Consider the following 16,914-nt stretch of genomic DNA (forward strand, 5'->3'; position numbering starts at 1 on the left):
CCTTACTACAAAAAGGTCGATCGAGACTTGTATTAACCACCCGCCCTCAATCTATCCAAACTTCGTCAAGAATCGGAAAGCATCGAGCACGTGACTCGCACAAACGTAGGGCGAAGTATTGTAAAAACCTTGCCAAGCTGCCGCCTTATCTTCATCGTACTTATCCGCTCTTTCCGGGTGTTTTCCCTGCCAATTCAGCCGCACCGCGTGACCGACTAATACATCTAAAACGATGTATTCTTCTACTTTCAATTCTGGGTTGCGCTGGGCGATCGCAGCCAACTCCATCAACGCCTCAATATTGACTTGTCGGTATTCCGGCGCCACAATTTTGTTCAACAAATGCTCGATTTGCAGCGCGAAATTCTTTTCCCCAGGCGTCATTTCCGATAATATAATCTCGCTATCTAAGCGATTTCGGCGCTCTAATTTATCGCCAATAATCAAGCCTTTGCAGTGCCGTAGCAGTCCCCAAACACTCGGATAAAAATCCTTCGGTACGCGGTTGACTGCACCTTCCATTTGCCGCTTGCGGCGCCATCCTCCCGCAGGCATTTGTGGTTCTTCAAAAACTGGCGCGACTACCCATTCAATATCTTTTTCCGGCTGTTTGACGCGCAGGGATTCTTGCTCTTTGAGGATTTGATTCATTTCCTCATATTCTGTCAATACTTGGCGCAGGCGATTTTTGATTTCAAAGGGACTTAGCTGCATTAAATGTTCGTAAGCTTCATTTTGCGTAACTCCCAATTCGCGGGCTAATTCGCTAGTTAACAACAAAATAAAGTAGCTAACTCTCAGTGTCAGCAGACCTTTAAATAACTGCGGTTCAGCTTTAATTAGGACGCTGAGATAGATAATAACTTCTTGGGTGAGAACTCGATCGCGAATGTCTTCTCCGCAGAATTGGCGGATTTTGTCCATCACTTCCGTGTAAGAACCAGGCCGCGAAATCACCGAATCTTCGCTGTAGGCTTTCCCCACAGCAATTTGTTTTTGTCGCACCAAAATGTCTGTCACCGCATCCGACAAGCTGATATCAACCTTGTCCAGCAATCCAGCAGCATGGCGGATGACTGCCCATTGGATTTTTGATTGCGAACTTTCTCCAGCTTTCGTATAAACTTCGTTGAGCAAATATACAACTTGAACTGTTTGTTCCGGACCTCCAAATCCTGTATCAAAGTTGAGTCCTTTGAGACGAATCAACGTGTGCAGCAACTCAATTTGTTCGTACAAGTTCTCTGAACCGCGCAGGCTGGCGAGCAGCAATTTAGTATTAGTTTCGCACTCTAATTTAAATTCTTGCGTGTGACCCAAAGGCCAAGTTTGTTCGGGATTGTAACCTAGATAGCTGCGGGTTTCTACTGCACCTGTCACTGGAGATTCTGTGAATTCAAAATCGTGCATGAAATCAATTCTCTCGGTACCAGCAGTCAGCATTAACTGGTTGAGATTTCCCAGTTTTACAGGCGTATTTTCCGAGTGTCCGTCGCGGAGTTCCTTCATTAATTCCAGCAGGGCTTCCCGGCCGGTTTCCAGCATCGCATGAGTTAACATCAGCGTTACTGTGGGGCGTCCCAACTGATACCAGTGGCGGTGAATGTGAGCGATTTCGCTCTTGATTTTAGATACTAGAAAATGGTAGTCTAGAGTCAGGTAAAATTCTTCTCTGTCCAAAAATGAGGGCAGAAATACGATCGCCTCTCCGCGAATTTTGAACAACCGGGAAGTTGTCAGACTCCGCAGCCTGCGCACCGGGCGGCCTGTTAAGCCTAGTGGATCGTTGCGTCCGATTTGCGTGTAAATAGCGGATAATTCTTTAGTCTGGCGGACTTGTATTGGTGCTACTTGCTTGGGGGTTTGGGCTGCAATGCCGTTAGCAGCTAATTCTGCTTGCAAATCTTCATCTTCAGCTAACAGGGCAATTTGCACTAAACGTTCTCCGTGTCTCCCGACTGACAAATGGCGCCCCAGCGGGTCGATATCGCCCACTGCAATTAACCCCTCGTTCAGCAATTGACCGAGAAAATACAAACTTTGCGCCCAAACTAGGGGAACATTTTCGTTGGGTAAGCGCTGCTGGCTGCGGGGATTTAACTTTTCTGCTTCTATATTGACGCCAGGAACGTAGTACAATTCGGGTAGTAAAGGCAAACCAGCGCGATCGACTGCCAGAGATGCCAAACGCTGCTGGTACTCTTCGACTTGGGATTGATTTCCCTCAAATATACCGTCCAAGAGTAGATAAGTGAAAAATAGCGGCCACTCGCATTCTATATGCTCGAACTGCTTTAATTCTGTCGGTTCGTAATGCAGGCGATCGGCATCTTCCAAAACTGTTTGGTGTCCGTCCCGCAGGAACCGCTTGCAGCCGTAATTTCCCTGCAATTTGTCAATAATTTTATTGCGAGTCCGTGCTACTAATTCTTGGTCTTCCACAGCAAAAGCGGGAAAACTAATCACGCTCAATAAAGCAGCATCTACTTCTTTTGAACTAGATTCGCGAGGCAAAAGCGACTCTAAAGTAATGCGACTTCTGGCAATTTCATCCGGCAAAACGTGAATTACCGATGCTTGAGAACCGTTAACTCCAAACAAATCCAATCCATTGATTGCTTCCAGCGCTGCTTTTGCCATGCCCACAGAACTAGCATTTAATTCGGCATTACCGCGATTAATTTTATGACCTCTTTCCCAAATTCCGTAATCTGGCGTGCGATAAGCTCTACCGATATAGTAAACTAAATTTTGGACGAAATTGACTTCATCAATTGTAAAAACTATATGCAATCCCGAAGCCGTCATTTGAGCAAGAATTAACAGAAAGATAGATGTAGCGTCTAACTGTAAATGTCCCCACTCATCATCACCGACAACAATACTGCCAGTTTGAGTATTGTATTTCGCGTGCAGGGCATCTAGCGGTAACTGAGTATTTTTAAAACGTTCGACTTTGTTTGCTTGCTGCATCATCGCAAACATCAAGCCGCGCATTAGTTTGACTGTACTGTGTTCCAGTTCAAATGTTCGACCGCGATCGCCATCAATTTTGCGGTAAGCTAAACCCAAACCCCAAACTGCCAGAATGCTGTACACGTTATCGCGCACCCAAGCATCGGTGTAGTCGCCGTGAGCGTTAACAGCCGTACTCGCCGGCAGCAAACCGGTAATTGGGTTCTGGCGTTTGAGGATGACGTTTTTGATTTGCTGGTAGTAATAATCTAACCGGGTTTGCCGCTGGGTTGTTGCGATCGCCATTTCGTTGTCCTTTTTTTCCTGATGCGAGCAGAATTGCGGTGAATAGACTTCTAAATATACCAGAGATTAGAACATTTCTCAAGTTCTGCAAACACAACAAGGTAATTGCCATGTCTAGCCGCAACCACAATAACAACAGCGTTCCTTTCGTAAAAATTGTGTATTCTACAGTGAAGATTAATGGTAAAATTGAACTCGTGCCGATGGAATGGTACGCTGACGGCTCTGTCAAAAAAAATCAACGCTAACGGGCGATTCACGCTCGGGATAGCTTCGCTCGCGCCTACTTTACAGTCAGACTCTAACAAACTAGCGAGTCGCGTACCAAAAATCCGGTTTCTGGGCAGCAGAATGGCTACTTGACAGACTCTTTGCTGCACAAACCGGATTTTTGGCGTCCAGGAATGGCAAGTGCATCGATCGCCAAACTACTCCCTTCCCGGTAGAAGATTATCTACTTCTTGCTGATTCTTCCTTCGTGTCCTTCGCGTCTTCGCGGTTCAATAATACTAATTTTTTGAGCGGGAAAGGAGTAAGCTAATTTAAACAACTAGGTGTGTAGGAATCTCAAAGTAAAGAAATATGGATCGATCGCGCCCGCAATTCTCAGTGCTGGGACTACCAGTTCACATATTAGACGATTACGCAGGTTGGCTGATAGAGCGCCTGCATCAAGGGTTAGGCAGTCACGTCGTGACGCTGAATGCTGAAATGGCAATGCAAGCCGAGCAAAACCCAGCTTTAGCCGATGTAATTCGCTCTGCGGAACTCGTAATACCAGACGGTTCGGGAGTAGTGCTGTACTTGCGAATGCGCGGCAAACCGGTGCAGCGGTTTCCGGGGATTGAACTAGCAGAATCGCTGTTGCAACAGGCTGGAAAATTACCAACTTCGGAACCGATATTTTTCTTTGGAGGTTCCCCCGGAGTGACGGCGAAGGCAGCGGAAACTTGGCAGAAAAAAGTTAATCAACTGTCGATTTCTGCTCAACACGGCTATCTTTCCGCAGATGAAGAAATAGAATTCTGTGAAAGCCTCAAACAAATGCAGCCAAAAATCATTTTTGTCGGCTTGGGAGTGCCGCGCCAAGAGTTTTGGATTGCGAAAAACCGACACCTTTGCCCGCAATCTATTTGGGTGGGCGTAGGCGGCAGTTTTGATATTTGGGCGGGAACAAAAGACCGCGCGCCGGCTTGGTTTTGCGACAATCATTTAGAATGGTTGTACCGGCTTTATCAAGAACCTTGGCGCTGGCGCCGGATGTTGGCTTTGCCACAATTTGCATTGAAAGCTTTGGCGGATTTGCGATCTTAAAAATTGGATTGATAGAGTAACCGCAGATTTAAGGCAGATGAACGCAGATGAACGCAGATGATTTTAAGATTGTTTGGGAATGAATGCAATCTTGCCTAGTCTTTTGGTTGGGCGGGTTTACGGGAGTTATGGCTGATATTGCCGATCGCCCGCGAGCCCGTCTCTACAATAATTATGGTTAATTTATATAACCCGATCCAGTATATTCTACCTAAAGCGGGTAAACTTAATCTATTAACTATATCGGCACGAAAAAACAATAATATCTTGTACGGGCGATCGCGATCGAATATAGCGGTTCTCAAAAAAGTGAGGATAGCCCATAGCCCTATGCCCTATGCCCGGTTTGGCCTATGCCCTATGCCCATAGCCCTATGCCCATAGCCCGTCAAGTACCTCATCTTTCTGAGAAAGGCTATATCTATCAAAGCCAGCAGCAAAGCCTTGCCCTCTTCACTAGATATTCTTGGGGCCCAAAGGGAGTAATAGCGCATCACCTCTAGTCAAAGTCGCATTTATGAGTAGTTCCCCAAGAAAGAAAAAAACTATCTTGTTTTTGGCGGCTAACCCCAAAAACTCCACTCCCCTGCGCCTAGGTAAAGAGGTTCAGGAAATTTCAGATGCCCTGCAACGCTCAAAAAACCGCGACAAATTTCAACTGGAGCAACAGTGGGCGGTGACGCCGCGAGAAATGCAGCGAGCTGTACTAGTAGATTATAAACCAGAGATTGTCCATTTTTCCGGGCATGGTGCGGGAGAGGACGGTTTAGCTCTAGAGAATGAGACGGGACAGATTAAACTGGTAAATGCCAAAGCTTTAGCAGATTTGTTCGAGCTATCTATGGATTGGGTAGAATGCGTGGTACTCAACGCTTGCTATTCGGACGTACAAGCTCAGGCGATCGCACATCACATTCCCTATGTTATCGGCATGAAGCAAGCGGTGGGAGATAATGCCGCCAGAGAATTCGCCGTAGGATTTTATGACGCACTCGCAGCCGGAGAATCTATAGATTTTGCTTACAAGTCAGGCTGCGTTAGTATCAGCATGGCAGGCATCCCGGAAGAACTTACTCCAGTTTTAAAGGATAAGTCAGATTTTGCTGGTGCTCCCGTTACCGATATACTTGAGGAGTCGTCGTCTGCGGTGCCAAATGCGCGATCGAGCCCCTCACCTCCTCCTCCTCTCCTCAATTTAGATAACCCAGAAGGTTCCGTTAGCTTAGATTGTCAGCTATATATCGATCGCCCTCCCATCGAATCCGACTGCTACCAAACCATACTCAAAGCAGGAGCATTGATCCGAATTAAAGCACCCCATCACATGGGAAAAACCTCTTTAGTACAGCGCATTCTGCACCACGCAACACAACAAGGACATCAAACAGCGTATTTAAACTTTCAATCTGCTGATGCAAGTTTTCTTACCAATCTCGATCAGTTGTTGCAGTGGTTTTGCGGCGAAATCACCAATGCCTTAAATTTAGACGATCGAGTAGCAGACTACTGGAAAAAAGGCATGGGTAGCAAACAAAAATGCGGCAACTATTTTCAGCGCTACCTGTTAGCAACAATTACCTCACCATTAACTTTAGGATTGGATGAAGTCGATCGAGTATTTCAACATCCCGAAGTCGCCCAGGAATTCTTTGGATTGCTGCGGGCGTGGCATGAAAAAGGCAAAAACGAACCAGCTTGGAAAAAACTGCGTTTAGTCATCTCCCATTCCAAAGAAGTTTATATTCCCCTCAACATCAACCAATCGCCGTTTAATGTAGGTTTACCAATTGAGTTGCTCGAATTCAACCATCAACAAATTAATCAATTAGTCCAAAAACATCAACTGAATTGGTCAGAGCGTGAAAGAGAACAACTCATAGGAATGGTAGACGGACATCCTTACCTGTTAAGAAAAGCCCTCTATGAAATTGCTCGCGGTTCTTTGAACCTAAAACAATTTTTACAGATAGCGCCTACAGAAGAAGGAATTTATGGCGATCATTTACGCCGCCATTTATTTAACCTCACTGACGATCCTAATTTGGAAGCAGCAATGAAACAAGTAATCGCTAGTTCCGATCCGGTACGATTAGAAGCAAATCTAGCCTTTAAACTTCGCAGTCTGGGTTTAGTGGAACTGCGGGGTAATGATGTAATTCCTCTGTGCAATCTCTACCGCCTTTATTTTAAAGACAGATTGGGAGTTTATTAAATGAACAGCACATAAAGTAGGGTGCGTTTGAGATATTGCACCATTCGTGTGGAAGCTGTAGGGGCGGGTTCACCAACAGCCTTAAAAAGTGCAAACAAGTTAAATAAACCCGCCCCCGCCCACGCAAAAGCCCCTGATTGACATTGATCTAATATCTCAGGTGCGTCAGACTTTACATATCTCGATTTCCACAAGGTTTTCTCCTCTGACGCACCCTACCAATATCAAACCGTAGGGTGCGGAGCCATCGACAATCCTCAAGAAAGAGCGAAAATCTTATAGCGACGCACCTCTTATTTTCAAGGAGCAATAAAACAAACCCAACTTTTTTCGTAGCAATACTTTTTCAAATTAGTATAATTCAATGGGAGTTCGTTAATGAATGACAAACCTGATTTACATTACGAATATCAAGTAAGTGGTAGTTTACCAGTTGATGCACCAACCTATGTCAGGAGACAAGCTGACCAAGATTTTTATGACGGATTAAAAGCCCGAGAATTTTGTTACGTCCTCAACTCGCGACAGATGGGGAAATCCAGCTTGCGGGTGCAAACAATGGCTAGATTGCAGCACGAAGGATTTGCCTGTGCTGCCATTGATATTACAGCAATTGGCACTTCAGACATTACTCCTAAAGAGTGGTATTTTGGAATCATTGACTCGCTAGTGAATAGTTTTGAACTCTACAATAATTTCGATTCCTATGAATGGTGGACGAGTCACGAACTGGTGTCTCCTGTCCAACGTTTCAGCAAGTTTATCCCAGAGGTATTGCTTGAGTTTATTGATAAATATATCGTAATATTTGTTGATGAAATTGACAGCGTGTTGGCTTTACCATTTAATATTGATGATTTTTTTGCAGTGATTCGTGATTGTTTTAACCAGCGTGCAGACAAGCCTGAATATAACCGTTTAACCTTTGCTTTGATTGGGGTAGCAACCCCTGCCGACTTAATCAGCAATCAGCTTCGCACTCCGTTTAATATTGGACGTGCCATTGAGTTAACGGGTTTTCAATTGGCAGAAGAGGCACAACCTTTAGCAGTAGGCTTAGAAAATCAAGCAGAAAATTCTCAAGCGTTGTTAGCAGCGATATTGTCCTGGACTGGCGGACAGCCATTTCTCACGCAAAAAGTTTGTAAATTACTCAAGATTTATCAACATTCCGAGTCGCTCGAAAACGCTGAAAATTGGGTAACTCATATAGTCCAAGAAAAGGTGATATATAATTGGGAAGGACAGGATGAGCCAGAGCATTTAAAGACAATTAGAGACCGCATTTTACGGAGCAAACAACGTGCCAGTCGTTTGCTGGGTATCTATCAGCAAATTTTACGACTAAATCAGATAGCGGCTGATGATACTCCCGAACAGATGGAACTACGTTTAACAGGTTTGGTAGTTAAACAATCTGGTAAACTGAAAGTTTACAACCAAATTTATCAATCAGTTTTTAACCGGAATTGGGTAGAAAAACAATTAGCGAATCTCCGCCCCTACAACGAAAGTTTTAAAGCTTGGCAAGATTCAGGTTGTAAAGATGAATCGCGACTGTTGCGGGGTCAGGCGTTGCAAGATTCTCAAAGTTGGGCGATCGGCAAAAGTTTGAGCGATTTAGATTATCAGTTTTTAAATGCCGGTCGGGAACTACAACAACGGGAAGTTGAACGAGATTTAGCAGCACAAAAACAAGCTAATCAAATTTTGACTGAAGCGAATCAGACGCTAATCAAGGCACAGCAAAAGGCACGATGGATTACAATTGGAACCTCGGTTTTTGCTGGAGTGGCTCTGTTAATTGCAACTGGGGCAACTTTTTTTGCCTGGAAACAAGTCACTCAAGCTATTAAGCAAGTCACTCAAGCTAACGAGCAAGTCACTCAAGCTAATAATTTAGCAAATACCATCCAGAAAAGTGCTTTTTCCAATAAATTATTTATTGCAGGGCATACATCTCAAGCACTGCTGGAAGGATTGAAAGCAGGACAAACATTCAAACAACTAGATGCTTCAGCCGAGCTCACAAAAGACATCATCAAAGAACAAGTGATGGGTGCGCTGCAACAAGCAGTTCCCAAAGTAAAAGAGCGCAATAGCTTGGAACGGCATAGCGATCAGGTCAGAAGCGTTGCCATAAGTCCCGATGGCTTAACCTTGGCTTCTGCTAGCAATGACAAGACCATCAAACTGTGGAACCTGCAAACCCAAAAAGAGATCGCGACTTTCACCGGGCATAGCGCTCAGGTCTTGAGCGTCGCATGGAGTCCCGATCGCAAGACATTGGCTTCTGGTAGCTATGATAAGACGATCAAACTGTGGAACCTGCAAACCCAAAAAGAGATTGTTACCCTCACCGGACATAGCAGTGCGGTCTTGAGCGTCGCATGGAGTCCCGATCGCAAGACCTTGGCTTCTGCTAGCGATGACCAGACGATCAAACTATGGAACCCGCAAACCCAAAAACTCATCGGCACCCTCACCGGGCATCGCGATCAGGTCTTGAGCGTCGCATGGAGTCCCGATGGCTTAACTTTGGCTTCTGCTAGCAATGACCAGACCATCAAACTGTGGAACCTGCAAACCCAAAAACCGATCGTTACCCTCACCGGGCATCGCAATGGGGTCAATAGCGTCGCATGGAGTCCAGATGGCAAGACATTGGCTTCTGCTAGCTATGACAACACCATCAAACTGTGGGACGTGCAAACCCGAAAACCCATCGCGCCCCTCATTGGGCATAGCATTGGGGTCAATAGCGTCGCATGGAGTCCAGATGGCAAGACATTGGCTTCTGCTAGCTATGACAAGACCATCAAACTGTGGAACCTGCAAACCCAAAAAGAGATCGCGACTTTCACCGGGCATCGCGATCGGGTCTATAGCGTCGCATGGAGTCCAGATGGCAAGACCTTGGCTTCTGCTAGCGCTGACAAGACCATCAAACTATGGATTTGGGATTTTGATACACTGATGAAATTAGGCTGCGAGTCAATAAGTGATTATCTCAAAAACAACCCGAAAGTGACAGCAGAGGATAAACAGATGTGTTCTGATTACCTCAACCCAAAGTCAATCAAAAACAACTAGGCAAAAACAGCCAGCAAAATGCGCGCACTACATTTTTTTTACCTCAGCACAAATTCCACCTTTTCCGTCGTCCATTCATTACTCGCTTTAGTTACAATCTCCGCCCTTCGCCCCTGTAAATCTTGGTCTAACGCTGGCAACTCCCACAAGTGATAATTCGTTGCATTCACAGTTGCAAATACTTTTATTACATTTTCCCCTTCCTCATAATTTTCTGGCAATGATAGTTTGAGGTTTTCTATTCTCTCTTCTCCGGCTTCTACAACTTCATAATTCGCACCTTTGGGATAGATTTGTAAAATCCGAAAATCCCTATAAAATATCAAGGCAGTGATATTTAAAGTTCGAGTAGATTCATTGTGAATTACTAAAGTGATATCTTCTGCACCTTTTTCTAATACAGGAACTTTACCATCAACATTCAAAACTACACGTTGCCGTTTGACTGATTTAACCAATTCTACCTTAAGTTTGCCATTTAAGCGAGAAAAAGCATCTTCATTATCCAACTCCAAACGATTTTGATATATTGTAATATGGATTAACCGATTAATTAGCTTTTTAGCTGCTTCAGGTGCATCAACTTCGATCGGGAAAAGAACATTTTTGATAGGTTCTTTCTGAGCATCTAAAATCACATATTCTCCTTGAGAATTCACGGAAACAAAATAATTCACATTCTCATCTTTTTCTGTTTCTGGACATAATTCTATCCAGCTATGATTTTCAACTTCCTCTTTTTGAGTTGCGAGCATACCAGGAAGTGATGACACATCTACCCCAGAAATTTGCGGTAACGGGTCAGGTAGAAGAATCCGAACTTTCCGAATTTGTGCCAACGGTGGCCCTACATAGACAGCAGGTGAACCTATTTCAATTATTCCTTCTCTTAATTTAGGTTTGAGTTCTCTGGTTGTAAATTCGTTGTGTAGCGCCGTTATTTCCGCCCAACAGTCGGATGCGCCCAACTCTACAACTTTAACCGTGGCAATTCGCTGTTCGCTGTCCTCAAAATTCCTCGTCCCGAATCGAAAAATATCAAATTCAGCCCCTTTTTTAAGGCCGCTAGCTTCACCCATTTGCAATTGGACTCGGTTTTTGGTAAGATCTACCTTCATCACCGGAGCGTTACGGCTAGCAACGACAGGTTGACCGCCCAAAAAAGAGCGGTTGGTCTCGCCTATCAACATGGGTGTTTGTCGATCGAAGTCATTGTGCACTAGATTAGAAATGCGATCGTACAAGTTGTTAACAGGAATCTCTGTCCCGTATTCTCGCAAAGCTTTTAGTAAATAATAAGTTAAAGCGCCGTTGCGTTCCGTCCCTTCAAAAACCTTTTCATAAGCGAATTCCTGATCCCGACAAGCTGCTATTAAGGTATAACCTTTCGGTTCGGGCAACAAACCATTGACGACGGTAATATTGCGGCTATTTTCTGTGGAAACTTGCCAATTTTGTGCTAAGTCCTGAAGCGGTGCAACTAAACTATCAGTTGGTCGGGGAGTGGTGTCAATAAAACCTTCACCTCGAATCCGGTCATCTCCGCTCATTTCTCTAGTTGCGCCACCGGAATGACAGCTATCGAGTACCAGGGTGACAACTAACTCTTTTGCCACCATTTCTTCCAGGAGTTTGGCAAATTCCAAATCGCGCAAATAGCGGGAATTTGGTTGACCGATATCTGTGGGAACCAAAGCTTCATCTAAACCCATAGAACCCTTGAGGCTTTCATAAATTGTTTTCGCCCGTCCGCCGTGACCGGAGTAGTGAATATATACTCGGTCTTGAGGTTGGGCTTTGGCGGTTAGTTCTTTGAATTTGGCGACGATATTTTCATAGGTGGGTAGGAGTTCCGGGGGTTCTTGGGGTCGATCGGGATTGTCGGAAGCAGTCGCGGTGAGTTTAATAATTCGATCGGGTGTGAGGTTGAAGGTGTCTTTTAAATAGGTTTCGACGTGGTTGATATCTTGAACGCATCCCCGCAAGCTTTTGTAGCAGTTACCTTCTGGTAAACGATGGGGGAAGTAGAAATTGATGCCGATGAGGAGGGCGTAGAAGTTGGGGGTTTGGTTGGTCATGGTTTTTGGTGGGTAAGGGGTTTGGAAAAGTTTTATTTTTATATAGGAGTGAGTTTTTTTTATGCAGTTTTAAATCTAAAAGTATTAATTCTTTTTGCATAAATCTCTTTTAATTTCAATGGTTTCTATATCATCAGGATTAGCTTTGAGATAATTGTCTATGAAATTGCATCCTTCCTTAAGTAAATAATCAACATCCCACCTCCACAATTTCACAGTATTGTCATTACTGGCAGTTGCCAGTAGCTTAAGCTTACTATCGGGGCTAAAGCTGACGCTATTAACCCAGTCAGTATGCCCAGTGAGGGTTTTAATTTCCTTGCCTGTGGTGGTGTCCCATAGTTTTACTTCCATGCTATAAAAATTGGCAGAAGCCAGTAGCTTACCATCGGAGCTAAAACTGACAGCCCGAACCTCTCTTTTATGCCCAATCAAGGTTTTAGTTAGTTGGTAGGTACTCGTATTCCAAAGTTTCACGGTTTTGTCAGCACTAGCAGAAGCCAGCATTTTGCCATCGGGGCTGAAGCTAACACTATTAACCCAATTTTCATGCCTCATCGAGGTTTTAATTTCTTGATAGGTGCTGGTATCCCAAAGTTTCACTGTTTTGTCATTACTGGCAGTTGCCAGCGTTTTGCCATCGGGGCTGAAGCTGACACTATTAACTTTGTCGATATGCACAGTTAAAGTTTTAGTTACTTTGTGTGTGGTGGTATCCCAAAGTTTCACTTTGTTGCCATCACTCACATAAGCTAGCTTCTTACTATCGGGGCTGAAGCTAATGCCATTAGTTCCTGAAGCATACCCAGTCAAGGTTTCAATTACTTCGTAGGTACTCGTATTCCAAAGTTTCACGGTTTTGTCAGCACTAGCAGAAGCCAGCATTTTGCCATTGGGACTGAAACTGATGCCCGTAACGCTCTTTTTATGATGCGGACTCAGGGTTTTGATTTCTTTGTTGGTGCTGGTATTCCAAAGTTTTACCGTGTTGTCACGGCTGGCAGAAGCCAGCATTTTGCCATCGGGGCTGAAACTGATGTCATAAACGTCTCTCATATGCCCACTCAGGGTTTGGATTTCTTTGTGGCTCGTGGTATCCCAAATTTTCACATTGTTGCCCTCACCACCAAAAGCCAGCATCTTGCTATCGCGGCTGAAACTGACAGCGAAAACATTGTACCTATGCGTAGTCAAGGTTTTAATTTCTTGGTAGGTGCTGGTATTCCAAAGTTTTACAGTGTTGTCACTACTGACAGAAGCCAGCATCTTGCCATCGGGGCTGAAGCTGACATGAACCCAGGCTTTATCGCCACGTAGGGTTTTGATTTCTTTATGGGTAATGGTATTCCAAAGTTTCACTTCGTTGCCATCACTGATATAAGCTAGCTTCTTACTATCGGGGCTGAAGCTAACGCCATTAGTTCCTGAAGTATACCCAGTCAAGGTTTTAATTTCTTGGTAGGTACTCGTATTCCAAAGTTTCACGGTTTTGTCAGCACCGACAGAAGCCAGCATCTTGCCATTGGGGCTGAAGCTGACACTATTAACCCAGGCTTTATGGCCATCTAGGGTTTTGATTACTTGGTAGGTGGTGATATCCCACAGTTTCACATTATTACTATAGGTTGCAGCAGCCAGTATATTGCCATCGGGGCTGAAGCTGATGCCCCGAACCTCCTGATTTTCGTCAACCAAAGTTTTGATTTCTTTGTAGGTGCTGGTATCCCAAAGTTTCACTGTTTTGTCAGCACTGCTTGTTGCCAACACATTGCCATTGGGGCTGAAACTGACACTATTAACTTTGTCTATATGCCCAATCAAGGTTTTAATTTCTTTGTAGGTGCTGGTATCCCAAATTTTCACGGTGTTGTCATCACTGGCTGTTGCTAGTACCTTACGATTGGGGCTGAAACTGATACTATTAACTTTGCCTGTATGACCCGTTTGGTTGTTTTGTGTTGCTACATTAGACACTGTATTTAATAATGCCAGTTCTACTTGAGTGCGGGTATTCGCATCTACCCAAGGTGTACGTTGCATTGCCAAAAGTGCTTTCAAACTGGCTTTGACACCTTTCGAGCTATCTTTTGAAAGTAAAAGCTCATCGGAATATTGAGCCAGAGAATTAATTTGATTAATAGCAGCATTCCGCCAACCCACACCCGCTAGTCCTGCTAAACCCAACGCTATCACCGAAAAGCCACTTAGCCCGATAATTGTCAGTTGCCGCCTGCGTTGCTTCTTTTGTCGTTCTCGATTGCATTCTTGAACGCTAACCTGAATAAAATCTCGTTGTTCCTGAGTCATCTCATTTGCACGTTTGTGCAACCAATCTTCCGCCACAGTTAACGATGCACCCCGCAACAAACCTCCAGAGTCATGGTTATCATTCTTCCACTCCCGCAGGGCCACCTTCAGCCGTTCTTGCCAAGTCCGAAACTGACGGTTAGCATTAATCCACTCGCGCAGAGTTCCCCATTCTCGAATCAGCGCTTCATGCACTACCTCTACTGTATCTTCCGTTTCTTGCCGTCCCGTCACTACCAAACGAGCTGGATATCCAGCTAAATAACTGACCAAATTCCAGTTATCTTCCCCTACTTCTGCACGGGTAGCAACGCGCCTGGTATCCTCTGTTCCTTCCCCCGGACGCACTAATTGCACAAAAATTCGTTGTGCCTGCTTTTTCTCGGTCTCGTTGAGTTTTTGATAAACTTGTTCTGCGTGATTGGCAATGGCTTTTTTTACCCCGCCAATTTCCTCGTAAGCTTGGTGAGTTAACTCTCGGTGTTGCTGCTTTTCCCACAAGCGAGTTAGGGCAAATTCTAATAAGGGCAGATTCCCCGGTTCTGACCCCACATCATCGAGAATGTGTTGGGTTAATTGTGCCTCTAATTGTACTTCCAATTTTTGAGCAGGTAATTCAATGGCTTGTTGTAATTCCTCCCGTTTCATGGAACTGAGTAACTGCGGTGTATACTCCTGCAAGGCATCCCGCAACAGACGATAAGAAAGCACATACCCGTAAAAATCAGCCCGTAAAGTTAAAACAAGTGTGATATTTTCTTGAGCAATTGCCGCTAGCAACGCATCTGCAAAACGTTCCTGTTCTTCCTTCACCTGACAAAGCGTGTACAGTTCCTCAAATTGGTCGGCAACTAACAACAACTGTTTCCCTGGGTTGCGATCTAAAATGCGAGATACCACTTGCTGCAAAGTGATTCTACCGTTTCGCAAATCACCTGCTAGCCCGATTGTTTCCCGCAGTTGTTGAGTTTCCCCCGCTTCTGGTTCTAATTGCCTCACCAAGGCAAAAGCTAACTGCACAAACGGTTCTTTGCCCGGACGGAAGGATTCAATTAACCAGTTTCCCTCTGTTCGCAATTTGGGAATTAATCCCGCATATACCACGGAAGATTTACCGCTGCCACTTGGCCCAACCACTGCTACCAACGGTTGTTTGTGCGTTACTTCTACTAAATTACTGACAAATTTTTCCTGTCCGAAAAAGAAGTCGGCATCTTCTTCCCCAAAGGCAGACAATCCTTGGTAAGGATTGGGCGGGATCGCATCTTCTAAAGGGATTAAAGTATTATCAATTGCTGGAGTGATTAACGGTTTTTTCTTGAAAACAGGAGTGTCCTGCTCTCGGAAACTCATCATCTGCGAGCAACCTAATTCGTAGGATTCTTCCACGGTATATCCCGCCGCGATCGCATCATAAAATCCCACGGCAAAGGCAACGGCTGCTTTATCTCCTACAGCTCGATTCATGCCAATGACATAATTAACGTATTGGCTAATTGCCTCTGCCTGTACTTCGGAATAACAAGCATTGAGAATTACACAATCTACACCTTTCTGGGCAAACAATTTAAACATACTGGCGAGGGCGTTTGTCTGCACCAGCGCCATTTTTCCGGTATCGTCTTCTAGGACAATTCCATCTACTCCTGCACCATGCCCGGAAAAGTGGACAATGTTGGGTTGACAATCTAAAATAGCTCGGTAAAAGTCACGGGAACGCACGGCCCATTTTTGTTCTAATTTATATTGCTCTCTCTTATTTGCCCGTCGCAATCCTTCGTCAATTTCCCGAACTTCTTGCTCCAATCGCAAGGGGGCGGTATTGGTGGGATTGGCTGCCAGAATCAGAATTGTTTTGACTGGGTGGTTGTTAGTCATGAGTTCGGGAATTACTCTGGTTTTCTGGAGCTTTTACTTCTGTTTGCTTGAGGAGATTTGTTTTACTTAAACGGAGGAAGGTATTTTTATTTCTCTAGGGTTCAGTCTTAGTATACCTATCTGGCAATAAAATCTTTGCTGCGCGTTAAGTAACTTTACATTTTGACGGAATGTACAGCTTTGATGACTGTTGGATTGATATGCTTGATTGGGCGACAAATTTAACTGTGTTTGCTTTGTTTTCGGTTCGATGGTAATACCATGCTTGACAATTTTTTGCTACCATTATTAAGCGGATATAAATTATCTGTCAGGATCGTAAATTGCCGGATACGGCGCCGTGTCCAAGGCGTGTCAACTTAAGCTTGAAACCGTTGATAAATCTCGCTTTTATCCGAGGCCTGATCCCCCTAAATCCCCCTTAAGAAGGGGGACTTTGAGAAGATTCTTGTCCCCCCCTTAAGAAGGGGGAGTAGGGGGCAAGCTAAGGGGGGATCTGGCTTTAATCGCTAGACAGAATGCCAGAACTACGTTTGACATTAAGTTGACACTAATGGGCAGTGCCGTATCCCTACAGGTAAAAAACTATAAGGAACGAATTTTTAACTCAAACACCTCCTATAGTCCTTTTTCCTATAAGCTGCGAGGTAAAACGAGGCAGAGCTTCTAGATTTGCGTTACCAGGCAGAGCGAAAGTAACAAGCACAACTTGCTACAGTAGAATGTTTGGGGTTGTTTCGTCCACTCTATGTGTAAGGTGCGTCGCTACGA

The 16,914-nt window shown here is 44.6% G+C and carries 7 protein-coding genes; 4 read left to right on the plus strand and 3 right to left on the minus strand.

Going from position 1 to position 16,914, the window contains the following annotated elements; all coding sequences use genetic code 11:
* Window positions 1–51: 51 nt before the first annotated feature.
* Window positions 52–3,261, minus strand: coding sequence for a glycoside hydrolase family 15 protein (locus QUB64_RS05395; protein ID WP_333265625.1), 3,210 nt, complete (start codon window positions 3,259–3,261; stop codon window positions 52–54).
* Between the two features lie 110 nt (window positions 3,262–3,371).
* Between QUB64_RS05395 and QUB64_RS05400 the strand changes: the two genes are divergently transcribed.
* The 4 genes from QUB64_RS05400 to QUB64_RS05415 all read left to right on the plus strand — a co-directional run bounded on the left by QUB64_RS05400 (window position 3,372) and on the right by QUB64_RS05415 (window position 9,880).
* Window positions 3,372–3,509, plus strand: coding sequence for a hypothetical protein (locus QUB64_RS05400; RefSeq protein ID WP_333325074.1), 138 nt, complete (start codon window positions 3,372–3,374; stop codon window positions 3,507–3,509).
* A gap of 334 nt (window positions 3,510–3,843) precedes the next feature.
* Entirely contained in the window at window positions 3,844–4,575 is a 732-nt protein-coding gene (locus QUB64_RS05405; RefSeq protein WP_333265630.1) for a WecB/TagA/CpsF family glycosyltransferase, read from the plus strand.
* A 466-nt stretch (window positions 4,576–5,041) separates the two neighbouring features.
* Complete coding sequence (locus QUB64_RS05410; protein WP_333265632.1) at window positions 5,042–6,787, plus strand: AAA-like domain-containing protein; 1,746 nt, start codon at window positions 5,042–5,044, stop codon at window positions 6,785–6,787.
* 378 nt (window positions 6,788–7,165) lie between these two features.
* On the plus strand, window positions 7,166–9,880 hold the full coding sequence (locus tag QUB64_RS05415) for an AAA-like domain-containing protein (RefSeq protein ID WP_333265634.1): 2,715 nt from the start codon (window positions 7,166–7,168) through the stop codon (window positions 9,878–9,880).
* A gap of 38 nt (window positions 9,881–9,918) precedes the next feature.
* Here QUB64_RS05415 and QUB64_RS05420 read toward each other — a convergent pair whose 3' ends face one another.
* Together QUB64_RS05420 and QUB64_RS05425 are read right to left on the minus strand one after the other, a co-directional pair.
* The gene (locus tag QUB64_RS05420; protein ID WP_333265636.1) at window positions 9,919–11,958 is read right to left on the minus strand and encodes a caspase family protein; all 2,040 of its coding nucleotides are present in this window, start codon (window positions 11,956–11,958) and stop codon (window positions 9,919–9,921) included.
* Window positions 11,959–12,042: 84 nt separating this feature from the next.
* Entirely contained in the window at window positions 12,043–16,143 is a 4,101-nt protein-coding gene (locus QUB64_RS05425) for an nSTAND1 domain-containing NTPase (RefSeq protein ID WP_333265638.1), read from the minus strand.
* Window positions 16,144–16,914 lie beyond the last annotated feature (771 nt).

This window comes from Microcoleus sp. Aus8_D2, from assembly GCF_036702665.1.
GTDB lineage: Bacteria > Cyanobacteriota > Cyanobacteriia > Cyanobacteriales > Microcoleaceae > Microcoleus.

Bases quoted from the DNA above. Each gene is read 5' to 3' on its own strand.
- QUB64_RS05420 (WP_333265636.1), bottom strand. From the start codon at position 11,958: ATGACCAACCAAACCCCCAACTTCTACGCCCTCCTCATCGGCATCAAT.
- QUB64_RS05405 (WP_333265630.1), top strand. From the start codon at position 3,844: ATGGATCGATCGCGCCCGCAATTCTCAGTGCTGGGACTACCAGTTCAC.
- QUB64_RS05400 (WP_333325074.1), top strand. From the start codon at position 3,372: ATGTCTAGCCGCAACCACAATAACAACAGCGTTCCTTTCGTAAAAATT.
- QUB64_RS05415 (WP_333265634.1), top strand. From the start codon at position 7,166: ATGAATGACAAACCTGATTTACATTACGAATATCAAGTAAGTGGTAGT.
- QUB64_RS05425 (WP_333265638.1), bottom strand. From the start codon at position 16,143: ATGACTAACAACCACCCAGTCAAAACAATTCTGATTCTGGCAGCCAAT.
- QUB64_RS05395 (WP_333265625.1), bottom strand. From the start codon at position 3,261: ATGGCGATCGCAACAACCCAGCGGCAAACCCGGTTAGATTATTACTAC.